The sequence below is a fragment of the Bacillus sp. 5w2 genome (genome assembly GCF_054353775.1).
Map to the genome: position 1 here is coordinate 1 of NZ_JBTIWT010000024.1, position 20,094 is coordinate 20,094.

21 protein-coding genes are annotated in these 20,094 nt (G+C 32.8%); 2 read left to right on the top strand and 19 right to left on the bottom strand.

What is annotated here, in order from left to right; genetic code table 11:
• Positions 1–156: 156 nt before the first annotated feature.
• The 10 genes from ACXY7N_RS26695 to ACXY7N_RS26740 all read right to left on the bottom strand — a co-directional run bounded on the left by ACXY7N_RS26695 (position 157) and on the right by ACXY7N_RS26740 (position 7,664).
• The gene (locus ACXY7N_RS26695; RefSeq protein WP_016135775.1) at positions 157–1,218 is read right to left on the bottom strand and encodes an N-acetylmuramoyl-L-alanine amidase; all 1,062 of its coding nucleotides are present in this window, start codon (positions 1,216–1,218) and stop codon (positions 157–159) included.
• Positions 1,215–1,454 carry a hypothetical protein gene (locus ACXY7N_RS26700; protein ID WP_016135774.1) on the bottom strand — a complete coding sequence of 80 codons (240 nt, stop codon included), beginning with the start codon at positions 1,452–1,454 and terminating at the stop codon, positions 1,215–1,217. Before ACXY7N_RS26700 ends, ACXY7N_RS26695 begins: the two co-directional genes overlap by 4 nt.
• Positions 1,454–1,690 carry a hemolysin XhlA family protein gene (locus tag ACXY7N_RS26705; protein ID WP_098413162.1) on the bottom strand — a complete coding sequence of 79 codons (237 nt, stop codon included), beginning with the start codon at positions 1,688–1,690 and terminating at the stop codon, positions 1,454–1,456. The genes ACXY7N_RS26700 and ACXY7N_RS26705 overlap by 1 nt, the downstream gene beginning before the upstream one ends.
• Positions 1,691–1,768: 78 nt before the next feature.
• On the bottom strand, positions 1,769–2,137 hold the full coding sequence (locus ACXY7N_RS26710) for a hypothetical protein (RefSeq protein ID WP_098413161.1): 369 nt from the start codon (positions 2,135–2,137) through the stop codon (positions 1,769–1,771).
• A 474-nt stretch (positions 2,138–2,611) separates the two neighbouring features.
• On the bottom strand, positions 2,612–3,607 hold the full coding sequence (locus ACXY7N_RS26715) for a GH25 family lysozyme (RefSeq protein ID WP_098413164.1): 996 nt from the start codon (positions 3,605–3,607) through the stop codon (positions 2,612–2,614).
• Positions 3,608–3,673: 66 nt separating this feature from the next.
• Entirely contained in the window at positions 3,674–4,495 is an 822-nt protein-coding gene (locus ACXY7N_RS26720; RefSeq protein ID WP_016135770.1) for a M23 family metallopeptidase, read from the bottom strand.
• 255 nt (positions 4,496–4,750) lie between these two features.
• Positions 4,751–5,719, bottom strand: a complete 969-nt coding sequence (locus tag ACXY7N_RS26725) for a lysozyme family protein (RefSeq protein ID WP_116349125.1) — start codon at positions 5,717–5,719, stop codon at positions 4,751–4,753.
• A gap of 238 nt (positions 5,720–5,957) precedes the next feature.
• Entirely contained in the window at positions 5,958–6,344 is a 387-nt protein-coding gene (locus ACXY7N_RS26730; protein WP_016089866.1) for a hypothetical protein, read from the bottom strand.
• Between the two features lie 103 nt (positions 6,345–6,447).
• On the bottom strand, positions 6,448–7,341 hold the full coding sequence (locus ACXY7N_RS26735; protein WP_016135767.1) for a DnaD domain-containing protein: 894 nt from the start codon (positions 7,339–7,341) through the stop codon (positions 6,448–6,450).
• A gap of 86 nt (positions 7,342–7,427) precedes the next feature.
• Positions 7,428–7,664, bottom strand: a complete 237-nt coding sequence (locus ACXY7N_RS26740; RefSeq protein ID WP_016135766.1) for a helix-turn-helix transcriptional regulator — start codon at positions 7,662–7,664, stop codon at positions 7,428–7,430.
• Between the two features lie 136 nt (positions 7,665–7,800).
• Between ACXY7N_RS26740 and ACXY7N_RS26745 the strand changes: the two genes are divergently transcribed.
• Positions 7,801–8,229 carry a helix-turn-helix domain-containing protein gene (locus ACXY7N_RS26745; RefSeq protein ID WP_016089863.1) on the top strand — a complete coding sequence of 143 codons (429 nt, stop codon included), beginning with the start codon at positions 7,801–7,803 and terminating at the stop codon, positions 8,227–8,229.
• A 22-nt stretch (positions 8,230–8,251) separates the two neighbouring features.
• Positions 8,252–8,680 carry an ImmA/IrrE family metallo-endopeptidase gene (locus tag ACXY7N_RS26750; RefSeq protein WP_016135765.1) on the top strand — a complete coding sequence of 143 codons (429 nt, stop codon included), beginning with the start codon at positions 8,252–8,254 and terminating at the stop codon, positions 8,678–8,680.
• A gap of 264 nt (positions 8,681–8,944) precedes the next feature.
• Here ACXY7N_RS26750 and ACXY7N_RS26755 read toward each other — a convergent pair whose 3' ends face one another.
• From ACXY7N_RS26755 to ACXY7N_RS26795, 9 genes are all read right to left on the bottom strand, one after another.
• A complete protein-coding gene (locus ACXY7N_RS26755; RefSeq protein ID WP_488592782.1) occupies positions 8,945–10,363 on the bottom strand; it encodes an S-layer homology domain-containing protein in 1,419 nt (472 codons plus the stop codon).
• A 400-nt stretch (positions 10,364–10,763) separates the two neighbouring features.
• Positions 10,764–11,291 (bottom strand): nuclear transport factor 2 family protein, encoded by a 528-nt coding sequence (locus ACXY7N_RS26760; protein WP_016135763.1) that lies wholly within the window; start codon positions 11,289–11,291, stop codon positions 10,764–10,766.
• Between the two features lie 154 nt (positions 11,292–11,445).
• On the bottom strand, positions 11,446–11,838 hold the full coding sequence (locus tag ACXY7N_RS26765) for a nuclear transport factor 2 family protein (RefSeq protein ID WP_016089859.1): 393 nt from the start codon (positions 11,836–11,838) through the stop codon (positions 11,446–11,448).
• A 4-nt stretch (positions 11,839–11,842) separates the two neighbouring features.
• Positions 11,843–12,664, bottom strand: a complete 822-nt coding sequence (locus tag ACXY7N_RS26770) for an MBL fold metallo-hydrolase (RefSeq protein WP_016135762.1) — start codon at positions 12,662–12,664, stop codon at positions 11,843–11,845.
• A gap of 173 nt (positions 12,665–12,837) precedes the next feature.
• On the bottom strand, positions 12,838–13,458 hold the full coding sequence (locus tag ACXY7N_RS26775) for a DsbA family protein (protein ID WP_016135761.1): 621 nt from the start codon (positions 13,456–13,458) through the stop codon (positions 12,838–12,840).
• 1,176 nt (positions 13,459–14,634) lie between these two features.
• Positions 14,635–15,942: a putative HlyD family type I secretion protein gene (locus ACXY7N_RS26780; protein WP_016135760.1), complete on the bottom strand. Its 1,308-nt coding sequence runs from the start codon at positions 15,940–15,942 to the stop codon at positions 14,635–14,637.
• Positions 15,935–18,154 carry a peptidase domain-containing ABC transporter gene (locus tag ACXY7N_RS26785; protein ID WP_016135759.1) on the bottom strand — a complete coding sequence of 740 codons (2,220 nt, stop codon included), beginning with the start codon at positions 18,152–18,154 and terminating at the stop codon, positions 15,935–15,937. Before ACXY7N_RS26785 ends, ACXY7N_RS26780 begins: the two co-directional genes overlap by 8 nt.
• Before the next feature lie 81 nt (positions 18,155–18,235).
• A complete protein-coding gene (locus ACXY7N_RS26790; RefSeq protein WP_016135758.1) occupies positions 18,236–18,586 on the bottom strand; it encodes a PH domain-containing protein in 351 nt (116 codons plus the stop codon).
• A gap of 102 nt (positions 18,587–18,688) precedes the next feature.
• A complete protein-coding gene (locus tag ACXY7N_RS26795) occupies positions 18,689–20,083 on the bottom strand; it encodes a glycosyltransferase family 2 protein (RefSeq protein WP_098412951.1) in 1,395 nt (464 codons plus the stop codon).
• Between the last annotated feature and the right edge of the window lie 11 nt (positions 20,084–20,094).

The following is a 20,094-nucleotide window of genomic DNA, read 5'->3' on the forward strand; positions in this document are numbered from 1 at the left end:
TTTTAAGTTCAGAGTTTGCAAGGTTTATTGTTAATACATTTTGTATATTGTACAACTGAATTCGATTTGAGTACTAATTTTAAGTTTAATGAATTAGTGAATATTAACTAAACAAAAATAAAAAGAACCATCTCCACTACAGGAAACGGTCCTTTTTCACCTCACATACACATAGGCTTCATTTGCTGTTACATAGTATGTTTTTCCTTTGCTATTGTGTACTTTATATTGTGACAATCCATTGACATTTACTTTCGCATCTATCGTAAATCCTAATGCTGCATCTACAAGACCAGCAACATCCTTATCCTGCCAAGATGGAGATTCATAGAAGCGTAAATTGGCCTCTTTAGAAATAACCCTTTTACCAACTACAGTAAAGGCTTCTGTCCCATTGTAACGAATGTATGAGGAATCATAATAAATCCATTCATTACCTCCAAGGTCTAGCCAGCTTCCTACTTTCCTACCTACTTTATACGCTTCTCCTTTTTGTAGTTTGCGAATGACACTATTCCATGTTGATGGTCCAGAATGAAGGTTTACATTGTATCCCTCAATATATACAACACCATTTGCCTCCACTGTGCTAGATAAGTCATTTGACTTTTGTGGTTTAACATCAACCTTAACTGAATCTCTATTATAGGCATTTAGTACATCCGCTCGAAATTGAGCTTCAGATACACCATGACTACGAAGATAATCCAGAGGATCTTCATGATCTGTCCCACCTAATTTATAAGTAACATCCCTATGTGTCCATAGCCCTTTAGAAGGATGAATATTTCGTTCCCGCAAGATTGCTCCGATTAACTCTACATACCGTTCATAAGAACGTTTGAATTTCAATGAATTACTTGTTTCACACAATTCAACATGAACAAATCTTACATTTGCTGCCGGACCTGCGCCCCATGCTCGATATTTTGTTGATGCAATTTGAATCTTTTCATCCCAATCAACTGCATAGTGAACAAATGCTGAACGCCATGTACGAGACTCATATTTTTGAATATTAATTGCTGGTGCCTCAGGGGTAGCTGTAGAATGTGCCACAACACCTTCATAAGCATCAACACCGTAACGATAAGGCTGGTTAGGTACATCTGGAATAAGTAGCATTCTATCAGCAAATGTGTTTGTTCCAATTGATATTACTAAAATCATAGCAACAACTATGGATAGAATGTATTTGTATTTGTATTTCTTTTTCATTTCCTATTGTCATCCTTTTTTATAATTTTCTTATGGTCAAACAATCCACTTGCTGACAATCCGATAATCATTCCTTGAAATATATTCATTTTGATATCTTGAGACAAAAATAAAACACCCAGTATAATGCCAAGCGTCAAATTAAATATCGGAATATATTTTGTTTGCAATCCATTTGTTTTAGCAATTTGCGATAACCCTATAACAGCCCCAATCATTGCCGTAATTTCAATCATTACATACCGCCACCTTTCAAGAGGAAGGTCAGAGCTGCTCCAATTATTCCACCAATAATAAGGCGTAATATCCATGTTGTATTTGCACTAATCTTATCTAATTGCTTATTAATATTAATAATGTCTTTTTCATTACCTGTTGTCCGCATTTCTAAACTTCTAATCTCTAAACGTATTTCTTTAATATCTTGCCTTATTTCGTGAACATCCCCTTTCACCTCTAGTAAACCATCCATATTTCCACCTCTTTCCCACTTCTTATTTGCTTTAAAATAAAAAACCCTACACTACAATATGCTTGGCTTTATGTTTCATTATTTAGTTCCTTTTTTATCTTTCTCATCTATATGTCCCTCGATAGAATCCCCAACACCAACTTCTGCAGGAACTTCTACTATTGGATCCCCTGCTTTAACAATGGAAACCGTAATTGGACTACCTCTAAATAGCTCCACGTTAACATTAAAATTGCTAGCGGTAATAATCCCAGCATTCACTAAATTGTCTACAACATCATCAATTTCCATAAACTTATTATCATTACCTGGCATCATATCCTCATTCGGGGTTGGATTTTGAATGAATTGCATAACTAACTTCTCTAAGATAGGAATGATTTGATTGATAATTTGGCTCTGTAATTGATTGTCCTCTGGATGTTTATTTTGGTTAGGATTTGTCATCTTGTTCTCTCCCCCTAAAAAACAAAAATAGAGCAGCTGATAGCTGCTCCGTTTTTGTTTTCTTTTCAGTTGTATTTTTGTTAATTCTTCAGTTTTTAATTTTACTTAGAGATCTTCTATTAATACGTTTAAAAATATCTTCTAATGTGTTTAATTTATTTGTGATTACACAATCTTTTTTATTGATTTTTCACTTGAACCATACACCATTGTCTAAGCTAGATATAAATTACTACTCCAAAATCTCCAATGATTTGCTCTTTGTTAACTTAAATACGTGCTTTTTAATGTCTTTATAAAGAATAGTTTCAATATCTATGCAGTCTTTAAACAAACTGATTACTGATTTACTCAATTCCTTCTTGAATCAAGGCATGAGAACAACTTAGTTCAGGACAACAGTACCATTTTTTATTCCCGGTCTTAGCCAGAACCCAAAACGAATAGCCACTCAAACGAGTAGACCTAAACCTTTTATCGAATATCTACAATGTCAAAGTGTTTCTCTGGTGCCCAACGATTCCCACCAATATCAATCCAGCCTTCTTTACGGAAGAATACCGTAAGAGGTTCTTTTGAGTTAATACTGCCTTTGTATGCGCCGTTAATTCCATCACAATAGCTTACTTCATATCCTTCTGGAAATTTTGATATTGCCTTAAAGGGTCTCCAATAATAATGCTCTGCTTTTACCCAACGGCTTCTACCTAAGTCTAACCAAACATCATTATCTTCTCCCCAGTACGCATCCCAGTATAATACCTCTGCTGCTGTCGTAAAGTCCGCAATATATTTACCGTGTGGACTATCATGATAGTTAATTCCATATCCTTCCCAGTATATTGACCTTGCCATCCCAATCCCCTCTGGTTGCCGTGTACCAACAACGCCACCCTTACCTGTAAACCATTCAAGAGATTTTTCACCGTTTAAATAATTTAAATCTACATTACCAGTTACGCCTGCAAGACTACCTGTTTCTGTATACTGCCATAAATCACAACTATACGCTGGTTTATTCCCATAACGTGGAATCCAAAGGAAATCCGCATTCACAGTATTTAGTCCATAGCTTGTATACATGTGGTGTGATACATATAGACCCACTTTCCAGCCTGCTGTACGGCATGTATCAATAAATGCCTGCGAAGCTTTTGCTAAGTTAGCCGCTCCACAACTTGCTAATGTGTCATCTTCTACATCTAATACTAAAAACTTTGCTTCTTTATCAGCGCGTGCCATAAAATCATTTGCTTCTACAATAGCATCCTGAACACTTACATAACATCCATAAGCATAGTGGCCAAATGGGACACCATAGTCTTTACAGCCTTGCACATACTCTTTATAACGTTTATCAATTGTCCTAGATCCATATTGTACACGTATAATAGCAAGGTCTAGCTCCTTACTAGCTGCAGCCCAATTTATTGAATTATTGTGATGAGATAAATCTGCAATTTTCTTCATTTCCATTCGCCCTCTTTCTCCTATAAAAATTTAAGAATAAAAAAACAACTCTTAACAGAGTTGTTTTTATCGAATATCTACAATGTCAAAGTGTTTCTCTGGTGTCCAACGATTCCCACCAATATCAATCCAGCCTTCTTTACGGAAGAATACTGTAAGCGGTTCTTTGGAATTAATACTGCCTTTGTATGCGCCGTCAATTCCATCACAATAGCTTACTTCATATCCTTCTGGAAATTTTGATATGGCTTTAAAAGGTCTCCAATAATAATGCTCTGCTTTTACCCAACGGCTTCTACCTAAATCTAACCAAACATCATTATCTTCTCCCCAGTACGCATCCCAGTATAATACTTCTGCTGCTGTCGTAAAGTCCGCAATATAGTTACCGTGTGGTCCATCGTAGTAATTAATGCCATATCCTTCCCAGTATATTGACCTTGCCATCCCAATCCCCTCTGGTTGCGGTGTACCAACAACGCCACCTTTTCCCAAGTAGTCTAACGGATTCACAGCATTACTCTTATTCATATTCCAGCTGCCTTTATGCATTTCAAAATGTAAATGCTGACCATAGGCTTCTCCTGTTTCTCCCATAACCCCGATTGTTTGTCCTTGTGTAACATAATCACCTTGTTTAACTGTACGGGAGCCACTTCGCATATGAGCATATACGGTTTCCCATGTAACTCCATTAATATTATGGGCAATCATAATACACTCGCCGTAACTAGTTGAAAAATACGAACGACTAACTTGCCCGCCAGCTGCTGCATAAATTGGATGATAACCTGCTTGTGCAAGATCTATCCCATGATGATCTGGTCTGTCACCCCTAAAACCACTTGTTACTCTCGTTGTATCTGTTGGATAAATAAATGTTGCCATATAAATCTTCCTTTCTATTTCTATATTGTCTATATTTATTATTTTTAAATATATTGTAGGTTTTCCAACCTCAAAATGAACAAGACAGAACATTTCCCTATTGTTATCTACTATTAAAATATCCATCTTGTAACCATAAGTTAAATGTCACTGAAATTAGCCAAAAATATCGAAAGCTATTATTCTATATAGCTAACTCTTCTTACCTAAAACACCGTTTAAAGATAAAAAACAACTCTTAACAGAGTTGTTTTTTTATCGAATATCTACAATGTCAAAGTGTTTCTCTGGTGTCCAACGATTCCCACCAATATCAATCCAGCCTTCTTTACGGAAGAATACTGTAAGCGGTTCTTTGGAATTAATACTGCCTTTGTATGCGCCGTCAATTCCATCACAATAGCTTACTTCATATCCTTCTGGAAATTTTGATATGGCTTTAAAAGGTCTCCAATAATAATGCTCTGCTTTTACCCAACGGCTTCTACCTAAATCTAACCAAACATCATTATCTTCTCCCCAGTACGCATCCCAGTATAATACTTCTGCTGCTGTCGTAAAGTCCGCAATATAGTTACCGTGTGGTCCATCGTAATAGTTAATACCATATCCTTCCCAATATATTGATTTTGCGAACCCAATTCCTTCTGGTTGCGGAACACCGCCTGCAGTAAAATCTACATATTGTTTTACAATTTCAGCGTAGAAAAAATTCCCGCCATTTTTATATCGGTAACCACCATTGTAGGCCACAGCAATCGGGTTGCTATATCGAACCATGGCACCTGTTGTATTTCCAAGTGATGGCGCAACAACCGTTTTAGAGTACAGATCCGCTACCGGTAATGAATGTTGTTTATTGTTAGAAGCTAACCAGCGAAGGTAAGCTCGTCCAAAATTATATGATTGAACAATGGCACTTAAATCTGTAATACCATTTTTTTTCGCATCATCAAAAGCTCCTTTTAAATGCTTTACTCCATAATAAATTGAATCTTTAGGATTTTTAATTGTATTCATTGGCCAGCCTTGTGATTCACTTGACTGCATAATATCAGGTGTTTTTTCAGAATTCCCGTCACTTTCCACCATAATGATTCCAAGTACGTAAGGAACCAACTCAGAAACACCTTGTGCAGAACATTCACTTTCTACCATCGATTGCCAACGTAACACTTGTTGTGGCAGATTCTTTGTTTTAGCTGAAGCAGCTAATATACTCATTATTAAACATCTCCTTATTTCCCTATTATTTTTGTCTAAAATACTACTACTTTACGAAATACGACTATCAGTCAAATGCCCATTAATCTATAAAATTACTTCATGTTGCTCACCTTCTTTCATAACAAAAAGAGCAACCATCAAAATAGTTGCTCTTTCGTCGAAATCTTATATTACTACTATAAATCACTTTTTCAATACTTACTGTACACCGCATGTATCCTACAAAAAGGTAACATTAAAATCCATCTAAAAACTTGACAATCTTTCTTATTTCAGCATGTTTTCGTCGGATATAACCCGTACTATAATGCAAGTCAAACGCTATTTGTTCTAAAGTCATTCCATCAACATACTTCATTTTGAGTATTTGATGATCTAATCCTACAAACTTATTAATTAAAACCTTTAAATTAAACATTTCATTCATCTTATGTCCTAATTCATATTCAATAGCTTCAATCCGATTTTCTACTTTAGCCCCTTCCGATTCTGCAGTTAATCGTACATTTTTCAAGTCCCCACTAGTCCAACGCTTTAACTCTGCTTTTGATTTGTCTAAGTTATATTCTAAATATGTAATTTCTTCTTCTAGTTTCTGATAATCTTTCAGCCAGTCAAACATATAATAATCCCCCTATTTTTCTTTATTTTAATTCAGCTTTTATTGTTATCACTAAAGATAATGCAACCTTTATTATCCATTTAAATGAATTTACGAATATTAATTATGATTTATATTTTCTTAATAAATCTTTTAATCTCTCACGCTCTTCTTCAATAGTTAACTCATTATTTTGTCTAGGCTGCTCTTCTGGAACTTCTTCTATTTCACGTAGCCATTCTGGTACCAGTTCTTTTCGTTTGGTATACCCTGACCTAAATTGTTTTTTATTCTTACAAAAATCAAACTGTGCATCTAACACAACTACATCATTAAGTGTTTTTACTTTTTGACTTTCCCAATTTTTAAGAATTCCACGTACATACCTCCACTTTGGTATATTCTCATCAATTGATCTCTTTACTGCTTCCAAAATTAGTTCACTACCTAATGCTTCGCAAAATTCAACGAGCTCTGCAATAGCTATTTCACTTAACAGTATCCCATTCCTCAGCAAAAATTTATGACTTATTTTGAAATCTTCATTTGTCACTCTTTGTGAGAGTGATTTTTCCTTATTATCATGATGATCCTTATTTTGTGTATCAGTGTTTAGTTTTTTAGTACTTTGTATATCAGTATTTAGTAGCTTGCGATTTTCCGCCAGTAGATTCCCATCAACAGGATTTTCAGCAGGTAGGTTTTCCACTGGTGAAAAATCATCCACTGGGATTTCGTAAATAATTGTCTCCCATCTTACAATTTTATTTTTTTCGTCTCTAATCGGAAATCTTTTAATGTATCCATACTCTTTTAATTCCTTCATTCCAGCTCTTAAGCTATTAATACCATCTTTTGCATGTTGAGATAATTCCTCTCTATAAAAAACCCAATCATCTGGAAGTGTAAGTATGTATGCTAATATCCCCTTCGCCTTCCAAGAAAGCCTTTTATCTTTTAACCCTGTATTATTTATGACGGAATAATTATAATCCTTTTTAACTCTACAAATCCCCATAATATCTCCCCCTCCATTATTGTTTAGAACAAATATCTACTTTCAAAGTTCAGTACTCACTACCATTAACTTTCTCATTACGAAATCTATTTTCCACCCTTTTCACACCAACACGAAGTTAAAAAGAACTTAAAGTTCGATTTATTATTAAAAAAAATATCATCTACACTCATATCAAAAAACTGTGCAATCTTTTTAGCAATTCTCATTGAAGGGGTTCTTTCTTTTTGATCAATCATTCGAATATAACGCTCTGTAACTCCACAATAACTAGCAAGTTCTTTATATAACTTCTTTTCCAAATCGTACATTTTGTTACCCATTAGTCCACCTCCGTAAGAACAATTAGTTCTAAATACAGATTAAAGAACTAATTGTTCTTTGTCAATGCAAAAAAGAACTTTTTGTGCTACGATAAATCTATAAAGAACAATTAGTTCAATTAGAGAGGTGAACAATGTGATAGGAGTTAGAATAAAATCCTTACGAAAAAAAGAAAATTTAACACAAAAACAACTGGCTGAAAAAATTGGAGTATCCCAAAGAATGATAGGCTACTACGAATCAGAAGAAAGATTCCCTCCACATGATGTTCTAACTAAATTAGCGGATTGCTTTTCAGTTTCAGCTGACTATTTGCTAGGACGAGCTGTTACGGACGAAAAAAAGAAGCAATTAACGCCGAAAGATGAGAAAGACATAGCAAAAAGAATGGAAGAAATAAAAAAGGACCTTCAAGGAGAAGATGGGTTAATGTTCTCTGGTGAACCTATGAGTCAAGAAGCTGTAGAATCACTATTAGATGCAATGGAGTACATTGTCAAACAAACGAAAGTAATCAATAAAAAATACGTGCCTAAGAAATATCGTAGTCCAGACGATAACTGATGCGAGCTTAGGAGGGAATACATTGAAATTCGTCATTAGAGATCTAGTCCAACAACTTAGTACAAAATACAACACGACAAACCCCTATGAGCTTGCAGATTACTTAAAAATACATGTACTAACATGGGATTTACATGAAGAAATAAATGGTTTTTATAAATATGAAAAAAGAAATCGTTTCATTGTTATTAATACTAATTTATCTCCATCTATGCAGAAAACTGTTTGTGCTCATGAATTAGGACATGCGGTTCTTCATACTCATGCAAATACACCTTTTCTGCGTAAGAATACATTCTTTTCCGTTGATAAATTAGAGATAGAAGCAAACACGTTTGCTTCGCTTTTGTTAATTGATAAAAAGACCATTCAGCCTGGTGATACAAAAGCATGTATAGCATACAAAAATAATATTCCAGTTGAACTTTTGGAATTTTACAAGCCTTGCTAAAGGAATTAAGACATTTTAATTATTGGTTCAAACACTGACGAAAAAAAGAGAATATTCCATCGTTACAGCATAGGAAATGAAATAATATCTAATGTTTAAAAAATCTATACAGTTAAATCGAATATAAAAATGCACCTCCAATTGTTAATTATGTGTCTAACAATTGGGGTGCACTTCAATCACAGTCGGTCTTTTTCGAAAAATCTTTAACCTCTAATATTGTCCATACTTCCCTGTACGAAAATCGATACATTACTTAAAATATTATTTTGCTTGTACAGAAACGTGTAATATAGAGTAATCTGGATTTAGAGTAACTACTGACTCTCCAGGGCCTATTGAATGTAGAGGACTTATAGCTATTTCTACGCTATGATTATCTTTTTCAAAACGATTGATATAATCCTTATTATTTTTTACAAAACTATCAATTTCTTTTTTTAATTCTAGATTTGGATTTACTAATTTATCAATTTCTTTATCAAGTGTGAAATTCGGATTTATCATATGCATCCAGTTTTTCGCTAGCTCAACAGTTGATTTGTCAACGACAAACACGAAATAGAAATTTTCTGCATCCTTCCCAACAAACGAAAATGAACCATGAGAATCAATCATTCTTGGCAAATTAGGAGTATATAGATCAATTTCTGATGCTACGTATCTATATCTTAAATTCGCATTATATTTCTTATTTACTTCAGTAACAAGATTTTGACCTTGTTTAGAAATAGATTGCTCTCTTACAGGCGAAATTTCAATGGAATATCTATCAAAGAAAAAATCATCTGTCACTAACGCATTGGGAATACCTATTGGTGTTACTCCTGGTTTTGTTTCTGGCTTTGTCTCTGGTTTTGTTTCTGGTTTTGTCTCTGGTTTTGTTTCTGGTTTTGTCTCTGGCTTTGTCTCTGGCTTTGTTTCTGGTTTTGTCTCTGGCTTTGTTTCTGGCTTTGTTTCTGGTTTTGTCTCTGGCTTTGTTTCTGGTTTTGTCTCTGGCTTTGTTTCTGGTTTTGTCTCTGGTTTTGTCTCTGGTTTTGTCTCTGGTTTTGTTTCTGGTTTTGTCTCTGGTTTGTTCACACTTTTAATTCCATTGTATAGAAACTGTGCATATTGCTCACGTGTTACAACTCTTTTTGGCTCGAATAAGTTACTTCCTGTACCAGCAGCAATTTTACTTTCCTGCAATGCACTGATTGCCTTCGTAGCCCAATAATTCTTGTCAACATCCTTGAAAGTTGTGACAGTTGTTGCTTTTAATTGAAATGCTTGTGTTAGAACAGCTGCCAATTGTTCACGATTAAGGACCTCATTTGGTCCAAACTTTCCATTACCATATCCGCTCATAATCCCTGCATTTGTGATTGCTAAGATTTCCTTTTCGAACATAGTACCTTTTATATCCGTAAATGGATTTTGAAATTTAGCATCTACATCTACTGGTTTCAAGTATACATAAAGCAATCTAGCAACTTGACCACGTGTAATACTATCACCGAAACCATATATGCCATTTCCATAACCAGCTACGATATTTTTCTCTTTTAGATCCATAATTGCTTTATATGACCAATGATCAGTAGGAACATCTTTAAAAGTTGTATCTGCCTGTACATTTGTTAAAGACGTTAAAGTTGTTGCTGCAAGTACTGCACCTGTTAAAATCATTTTTTTCATTTTCATGCTATTTCCCCTTCTTCACCTAATTATTTTTGCGAACAAAAATATACTTTTTTTCCCAATATAAACATAATAACATAAATACATTATATTTATATATAATTATTTAATGTTATTAGTGATAAAAAAACTAATTCCCTCCAGAATGCTATAAACTCACTAAAAAACTCTTCTTGCCTATAGAAGAGTTTTTACTACTATGTGACTCATACATCAAGATTATTATCAATTTTATCACCTATAAATTAAACCTCATTAATACAAATATTGAGTTGAAATAAAGTATAATCAAAAATGTTCCACAAACCCATATGAAAAATAAGAAGACTCCATTTTGAAAAAAGGTTAATCAAAATGGAGTCTTGAGTTAGAAATTTGAATTTAGTTTATATATTTTTTCTACCTAAAACATCGTATTATTATTAGCTGCCTCATTTGGGATCTCTTGAATTACATCCCAGTGTTCGACAATCTTTCCATCCTTTATGCGGAAAATATCCACTATAGCAACTCCCTTATCTTGAGAATTAGTACGAGAATGTACATGAAGAGCAACTGTATCTCCTTCAGCTACTACACGTTTAATCTCTGCAGAGGAATTTGGATTTTTTACAAAGTCCTCCTTAAAGAAATCCATGAAGGCTTTTCGTCCATCAGCAACAAAAGGATTATGTTGCTTATAATCTTCACTTACATATTTAGGGATAATATCGATATTATGTTTGTTAAAAACTTCATTATAGAAATCAACTACCATCTTTTTATTCTTTTCTTTTTCTGTCACATTATCTTTTGATACTGGTGCAACATTCTCGCTCTTTGTTGAATGACCTTTTGTATTACCAGTTGAAGCTTGAAATATCAAAGTCGACACAATTCCTAAAATAAACACAGAAATAATTATTACTATTAAATTTTTCTCTATTTTCATATATACCTACCTCTTCTAATTTTATGATTCATATTCGATAACACACTCGATAAAGGATAAACCTTACCCAGAATGTGATGTAAGAGATATTGTTAGGAAAATCCATCTTTCCTAACAATACTCCCTATACGAGGCATGTCAGAAACTAGTAACTCTAACTTAATACCTCATTAACAGTTGCACTGTCCACAATTTGAATAAACTTTTTAACCTTATCGTTCTCATCAAACTCATAAAGATGACAAAAATCTGCTATGAATGATTTCCCTGTTACTTTATATGTTCCACTATATTTTCCATATACAATAACAGTATTGTTATTAAAAGCATAAATTTCATCTTTAGCGCTATAGTTATCCCATTCAGTTCCAAGACGTTCATGTACATTTTTCACTACTTCATCAGGACCTATATAAGTGCCCGCATATGGAAAGCCAGCAGCTTCTGTCCAAGATACCTTTTCACTTAAATACGTTTTGAAAGCATCCATTTTTCCTTCACCAGTTAACACATATGTTTCATGTAATAGTTTTTGATATCTATTCATAGCATTAACCCCAAGGCATTTCTTTTGTTACAACTTTTGCACTTAATTCTAATACACCTTTATTAGCATAGGCTGGATATGCTGTTTCAAGTTTTGCTACAAAATCTTTTGAAGTTTTACTTTCCTCAGAAGCCTGAATTGCAGTTCTTAAATAATCCATAGTTGCAGTAATCGCTTGATTATCTAAGGATTTTTCAATTGATCCATGGCTCGGTACAATTACGTCCGCATTTAAAGCCTGTAATACTTTCAAGTTCTCAATCCATGCCTCCATTGCTGCTTTTGAACTAGTATCTGCTAAGAATAGATGGATTTCGTTAAATACATCTATTCCCCCAATTAATAATTTCAGTTCTCTGTTAAATAAGCTAGTTCTGTAATGATCTAAGCCTACTAGTTCAAATGTTAGTCCCTGAAAATCAATAGATTTTTCCTTAAACACTTGTGGTAATACCACATTACTTGGTGCATTTTCTCCAAGTGCATCTTTCCAAACTTTCAATTTCCCTAATACAGAATGAACAATATGTTCAACCGTAGACTCTGTAGCATACGCTATAGCATCTGGGTAAGCAGCTTTAATACTTTCTAACCCAAAATAGTAATCAGGATCCCCATGGATAATAAAGATTTTATCTAGAGATAAGTTATTGTTTTTCAAATAATCCACAATTTCTTTCGAATCAGATTGAGTAAATTTTGAGTTTATTAAAAATGCATGTCCTGCTTTCTCAACTAAAGTTGCAGTGACCATAAAACTTTTTTCGTCTGAACTAAACACTGTCAATTTTACATCTTTTTGATTTATATCAATTGTTTTAAACATAGAATGTTATTCTCCTTTTGTTTAAGTTATTAATTAGTTACCATATTTTTGTCTTATTCCGACAGAAGCTCCCTTTTCAATTCACCTGAAAGTGTAATAGCACCAGCAAATATTCGGGAAATGTATGTCAGTTGGCGTAAGCTAACATGTTTACTACTATAGCCTAAACTTTCTTAGTATAAATTTTTAAAACGTGCTTCAATTTTATCTGGCGTCATTACCCCACCACCAATAGGAATAATTTGATTATCTTTTTGTAAAAGTAATGAAGGATAGCTATTAACCCCAAGCTGTCGAACCTTATTGAAATCATTTTGGACATCTACAATTGTTTCTTGCGCATTTAAACGCTCTAATACTTGTTCAGGGTCCAAACCATGCTCAATTGCAATCTTACGATATGTCTCAGGATCACTTAGGCTTTGTCCATCATAATAAAACGCTTTTTGCATAGCAGACGTGAATTCTAACAAACGGTCTGGTGCTAATGAGCGTAAAGCTGAAAAGCCAATTGCAGCATCTTTTGAATTCATTTTAAAAGTACCTTCTTCCACCAATTTTTGATAGGAAGGACCAAATTCTGCGCCTGTAAGTTGATTAATTCTTTTATTTCCCTCTTCTATATATGAGAAATTTTTTATTGGTAGATCATCTAAAAATAACCCCCCACATAAAACTGTTAACGGCATTTCAGTGTGGTCTTTGTAAAATCCTTTAATATTTTCTGAAAAACCATAGCACCATCCACAATATGCATCCCATACATATATAAGGTTATCTTGTTTTTTCTCCATTTAAATCTCCTACCTTCATTTTTATTAACCAGTCCAGCTATCAATTAATATTCTCAGCTTACTTTCTGGTTTATTAATTACATCTTTTTTCATATCTTGTTCTTTTTTGAAGCACCTTACTATTTTCCCCAAAAACGAATTCTTCTAAAGAAGGACCAACTAAAATTTTTATCAAAAGATATCACTAACGCATTAATCCTCGGAAACCGAAAATACTACAATTTAGAAAATGCATCTTTCATCTTTTAGTGACTTTCTAAACTGAGCGACATCATGTGGGCCAACTTCTTTAAATACATATACTAATCGTATTTTTACGTAAAGAAGAATACACTGTAACTAATTAAGTTACAACGTTTATGTAACTATAATAGTTACAACTAAAACAGAAGTCAATTCTTTTTTTAAAATTTATTAATATGTATGGATAAATTATCAAGGATTTGATTATACTCTTTGGCTCAACACCGAAGATAATTAAATACAATATTGCTGGGAGTAAAAAAGATAAGAAATTAAAACAAATATTATGGTTTATGAAAAGAGACTTTTAATTTTGCATAAAAAATATTGATTATTATATTTGAAAATTTCTTGAAAATAAAAGCAGTTATGATTTGAAGGATAACTTTTCCATTAAATAAAACATACAGTTTCCACATATAGTGTCACGTGGTTTCAAAAAAGTTTCTAACCCTATTTTTCAACTTTCTTTTCATAAAATTAATTAAATTAAGTCTAATAATATTAATAAAATTCATTACATTAAGAGAAATACATGAAAAATGATGTTTTTAATTACTAATTGTACAATCTATGGTTATGATATAAAACCGGTTTAATATCAATCTTCATACCGAAAATAACAAAAGGTATATATATACTAAATAGTATATATATACCTTTTGTTATTTTTAAAAAAATCCACCTGGCATCGCTACATAGGATTCACATTCAGTTTTTGCATCTGTTAGGGAGATCCAAGTTAATGAACAAGAACCATAAGTTACATTTATAAAAGAGAATACAACGTTATAATCATATTAAAAATATTTAGTATATCTTTTTCCAGTTTCTCAAATTGTTAATACTCATTGGATTTCTGCTTGTTGAAACTCTTACTACAGTATCTTTATCAACGTGTTTACTAATAGTTATTTCCTTTCTCCTTTTAGACTAATTAGAAATAAAATCCAACTCACGTAAAATAAATTTCCAAATGGATTCTTCACCCGTCACGACAGAAACTCTGCCTACCATTCCCATATGTAATTCATCAAATTCATTTGTATCAATTGAAGCTTCCATTTCATACATATATGTTTTGGAATCTTTATCAAAAATAGGATGGGCAGATATATAAGTTACAGTCCCAACTTGCTTATCGGTCTTTTTTAATTTAAAGGAATACTGTGCTTTGTCTCCTTTTTTTATCCCTTTTACTTCTTGAGCAGGCATTAATATCTTTATCTTTTTGATATTTTCCTTTGGAATAATCGATATTAACTCTTGACCTGGGTCGACTAAATCACCTGTTTGTAAAATAGAGGTGAATTGTATAACACCATCCTTTTTTGCCTTTATAACAGTCGTTTCACCTTGATAATGTAAGCTATCCATTTCTTGTTTTTTTACAAATAGTTCTTGCTCTACTGACTGAATACGCTGATTAATTGAAACAATAGCATCCTCTTTATATTTACGTAAAGTATATTTCTTTTGCTCTTGTTTTCCTTCCTTAACTGATTCAATTTTACTTCTTTCATTTTCTAATGTTACTTTTCTTTGTTCTACTCTTTTTTCTACATTAGTTTGTTGCGACTCTAATGATTGAATCCTTTCATTAATTGCATCGCTTTGTTCTGATGTCGTCTTTTCTTTCTGTTTTTGAGTAAACTTTAGCTCTCTTTGTATGTTTTCCTTTTCCGCAAGTAACTCTTGTAAAACCTCATCTTGTTCGTTAGGTAACTTATTATTCATGAGGGATTTAATCTCATTATCCTGTTCTTTTTCTAAAGCTTGATACCCTTGCTCATATGCCTTATATTCATCACGTATTTTTTGATCTAAATCCTTAGAAAAAACTGCTTTTTCAGATTTAATACTCTGTTTTAGCTGTTCTAATATTGCTTTTTGTTCTTCTACATGTTTTATAATGTTATTTAGTTGATTCTGTTTACCTGTTAACTCCTGGTTCTTCAATTGGAGTAAAGTCTCTCCTTTTTTTACTTCATCACCAGATTGCACGGAAATAGTGTCTACAATACCTACAATTTGCGTACGAATTGTACTGACATTTGATTTCCCTTCAACTATCGCAGTACCTTTGCTGACAATATCTACTTTACCTACATACGCCCAAATAGCAAAGACTAATAGACACAAAAAAAGAGAAATCAACAATATAGCTATAAAACGAGGCGGTTTTCTTTCTAATAACTCAACACTATCAGTTAATTCATCAAAAGAGTATATTTTAACCATATTGTCCACCCCGCATTGCATCAAATTCAGTCTCCAGATATTCCGCATGAACGGTTTGATTTTTCCATAGACGATAGTACTCTCCTTTTTGAAGTAATAATTCCTCATGAGACCCTTCTTCTAGGATATTTCCTTTTCCCATTACAAAAATTCTATTGGCATGTTGAATGGTACTAAGTCGATGAGCAATCATGATAACCGTTATGCCTTTGGATCCTAAGTCTTTTAACATATCTGTAATATGCTTTTCTGTTGTTGAATCTAAGTTACTGGTTGCTTCGTCTAAAATAATAATATCTGGTTTTTTTAACAGAGCCCTTGCAATAGCTAATCTCTGTCTTTGACCGCCAGATAGATTTGAAGCATTTTCCTCTAAAGGAGTTTCATAGCGTAAAGGTAAATCACAAATAAATTCATGCGCACATACACTCTTACAAGCATGAATAATTTCTTCTAACGAAAGCATTCGTTCTAGTCCAAATCGTAAATTATCATAAATAGATCCACTAAAGAAGAATGAATCTTGTGATACATAAGCAATTCGATCTCTTAGTGCTGTACGATTAACCTCTTTTATATGAAATTCGTCATAATATATGTCACCTTTTTGTGGTTCATAATAATTCATTAATAACTTAGCAATAGTCGTTTTACCTGAACCACTTTCTCCTACAAATGCGACTTGGTGACCTGATTGAATCGAAAAGTTGATATTCTCCAACACGTTTTTACGTGTTCCATATCGGAATGTAACATCTAAGCACTCTATCTTCCCAGATAATGCTTTAGGAGAAACTTTACGATGTTCTGTTTCATCTTTTTCTCCATCTAAATCTAAAATTTCATTTAATCGTTCGCCAGCAACTAATGCAGATTGCATCGTAGGTTGAATACCGATTAAATTTTCAATTGGATTTAAGAAATATCCTAAAAGTGCATTATATGTAATTAATTCGCCAATTGTCATATTTCCTTTTAGGACTTGTATTGCTCCCACCCAAAGAATAATAGTACCTCCAATAAGTGCCAAAACCATTTTAATAGAACCTTGTAAATTTGATAACATTCCTCTTTTAAATATATGTTTTAATAAGTTTACAAAGCGACTTTCTGTTTGAAAAAACACTTCTTTTTCCGCATTATAGGACTTTATTGTCGCAATTCCATTTAATGATTCCACTAAATACGATGTTAATTTAGCGCTGCTTTCCATTTCATTACGATTTATGGTCTGATAGGGCTTATGAAATAAAAAAATAACCCCTATATAAAATGGGATGAGAAGTAATGTAACCACAAATAAAGTGGAGCTTTGCACATATAATAAAATACCACCCAACAAAACCATAACTGTATCAATCATTAATGTAATAGTAATTGTCGATAAAGCTTCACGTATTTTACTTGCATCCATAAAGCGAGAAATAATTTCACCGACTTTTCGGGTTTCAAAAAAATTCATAGGTAAGCCTACAACATGATGGTAATATCCAAGCATTAATTGAATATCCATCCGTCTACTTAAATATAGAATGAGGTGCGTCCGAAAATAGGAGAGTAATACTTTAAAAATGTATAAAATAACAATTCCTATAGATACTATATGCAGTGTTTGTAACAATTGTTTCGTCACAATATCATCAATTAAGAACTTAAAATAAAATGCGCCAGCAAAACCAAATATATTTAAAAAAATAGAAGCTACAAATAGTGGCAGTAGCAAGCTCATTTGAGGTCTTAATAGTGAAAAAAATCGAGATAATGTTCCTTGAGATTGCTTCCCTTTTTGGAAATTCTGACGAGGAGCCAGTAGTATCAATATTCCTTGCCAAATCTGACTGAAATCAACCGATGTATATGTAACAAGCCCTTGTGCTGGATCTGCTACATAAATTTTACCGTTCTTTACTTTGTGTATGACTACATAATGAAGTAGTCCACCGTCCATAACGACATGAGCAATAGCTGGCAAAGGTATTTCTGACAATGCATCTATGCTCTCTGCTTTTACACCCTTCGTATCAAAATCCAATCTATTAGCCGCTGTTAGTAAACCCTTGATGTTTGTGCCATGTAGGTCCGTTCCAGCAATTTCTCGAATTTTTGATATGGATATTGTAAGGCCGTAATGACGTGAGATCATAGCTAAACAAGCTGGACCGCAGTCTTTTAAATCGTGTTGTTTGACACAACGAAACTTCTTTCGAACCAATATACTACCTTCTCTCTCAGTGATAAAACTGCTAAGTTACAAAACATTTTATTATCAACGTGGCAGATACGAAATTTGCTATTACTTTTTACGTAGGGTATTTACTGTTTCTACAAATGTAGTAGCATCTGCATTCGTAATTTTATTAAATTTCAAAAATTCATCATTGTACTGCATTCGGATTCGTATTCCGAAAATATTTTTTTTCAATGTCAATGAAGAGATCCCTTCATAAAGGAATTCTTCAACTATTTCATTTTTAAAATTCATAAGGGGTGTTCCGTAAAAAATCATTCTTCGCTCAGTGGCAACCAATATGCCGGGACGAGCACAATTTCGGTTGACATATTGGTCGAATGAACATTGTAATGTACACAAAATGTTTTCAGTAGAATCCAATTGTTCCTTTATTTTTCCTAATGACTTTTGCATTCCAAAAACTCCTTACAATTTTATTTTGAGTTAGGATCTATCTCTCTTAGCCATAAATCCTAACTCAAAATAAAAGTATTTACAGTAGTTAGGATATACTATTCATTTACTTAAAAAATTTTCAATATTATCTTTTAATGCATTTAAGTTTGATTTGATTTCATCTAGCATAATGTCATCCTTTATTATAGAAAACATTTGAAAAGCCTTTGCATAATTCCCCAGATTAAAATACAGCATGCCTAATAGATAAAAGATATGATACCCATTAGAATTTATTATGGAATAGGGAGATTCGACCTTTCTCATATGTTGAAAACTTTTCTCGGCAAGAAGTGAAATTTGAGATGACTGGTATGCCCAGCTACTGATTAAATTATAGTGTAATCCATCAATACAATACGGGAATCCATTAGATACTTCATTAGCAATTCCATGTAGCGCTTCAAAATTATGATTATTATGATAGATATCTGCTAACATTAAAAGAGATAATAAATAAAAATGGTTATTTTCTTGCTTATTTTTACTATTCTTTATTCCTTGTGCGAGTGTATGAATTACCGCTTCATCAGAGTAACCAGCTAGTTTCTTTTCTCTGGCTAAGAAATAAAACCATCTGATATTGTCTGGTTCAATACGTACCATTTCATTTTCTAAATCTAGATTTCTTTTATATTTGTTTTTTAATTCAATTATTTCTGGCTTGTACCCATCATGGTTAAGTACAAAATCAGTAGTAAAATAGATTAAGTCGTCCCCTTTTTTCTGGATATTATAACGTAAATCTTCATGAATCATTCCAAAGTATCTGAGATTATCATTCTTTTTAAAAATCCTTTTATTAAAATCCAACTCTTGGTTATCATGATTTTTAATTTTCGGACAGATAACCAGTGGTGACTTAGGAAATTCATAAAATAATTCTAAGAAATCCCTTAAATCCTCTTGGTTGATTTCTAAATCCTCATCCGCATCAATCTGAAATATCCAATCGCCCGTCGAATAATCTATTAACTGATTTCTACATTCCGAAAAATCATCTTTCCACTCTGCGCAATATAATTTTACATCCGGGAATTTTTTTTGTATGATTTCTATTGTTTTATCAGTAGAACCAGTGTCTAAAACAATAATTTCATCCGCAAAATTTTTTATACTTCTAATACATCTCTCAATACATCTTTCTTCATTTAAACTCATGATATTCACAGAAATTTTAATCCTTTTAGTGACTAGAAAACTTTTTAACATTTCTATAAATTGTATATCACTTAAATGATTTAGCTCATCAACTGTGCCTGAATGTAATTCAGAAAGTAGTTCATTAACTTCTTCTGAATATTTATGAATGTGTTTTAACAATGCTAATCGTTTCTTAACCTTTTTTAATAAGCTATTATCATCAATATTCATCGTTAATAATTTATTACATGCTATTTCAAAAAAATTTATATTATATCTTAATTCTTTTGAAACATAATTAAAGTTTGTCATATATCATCCCT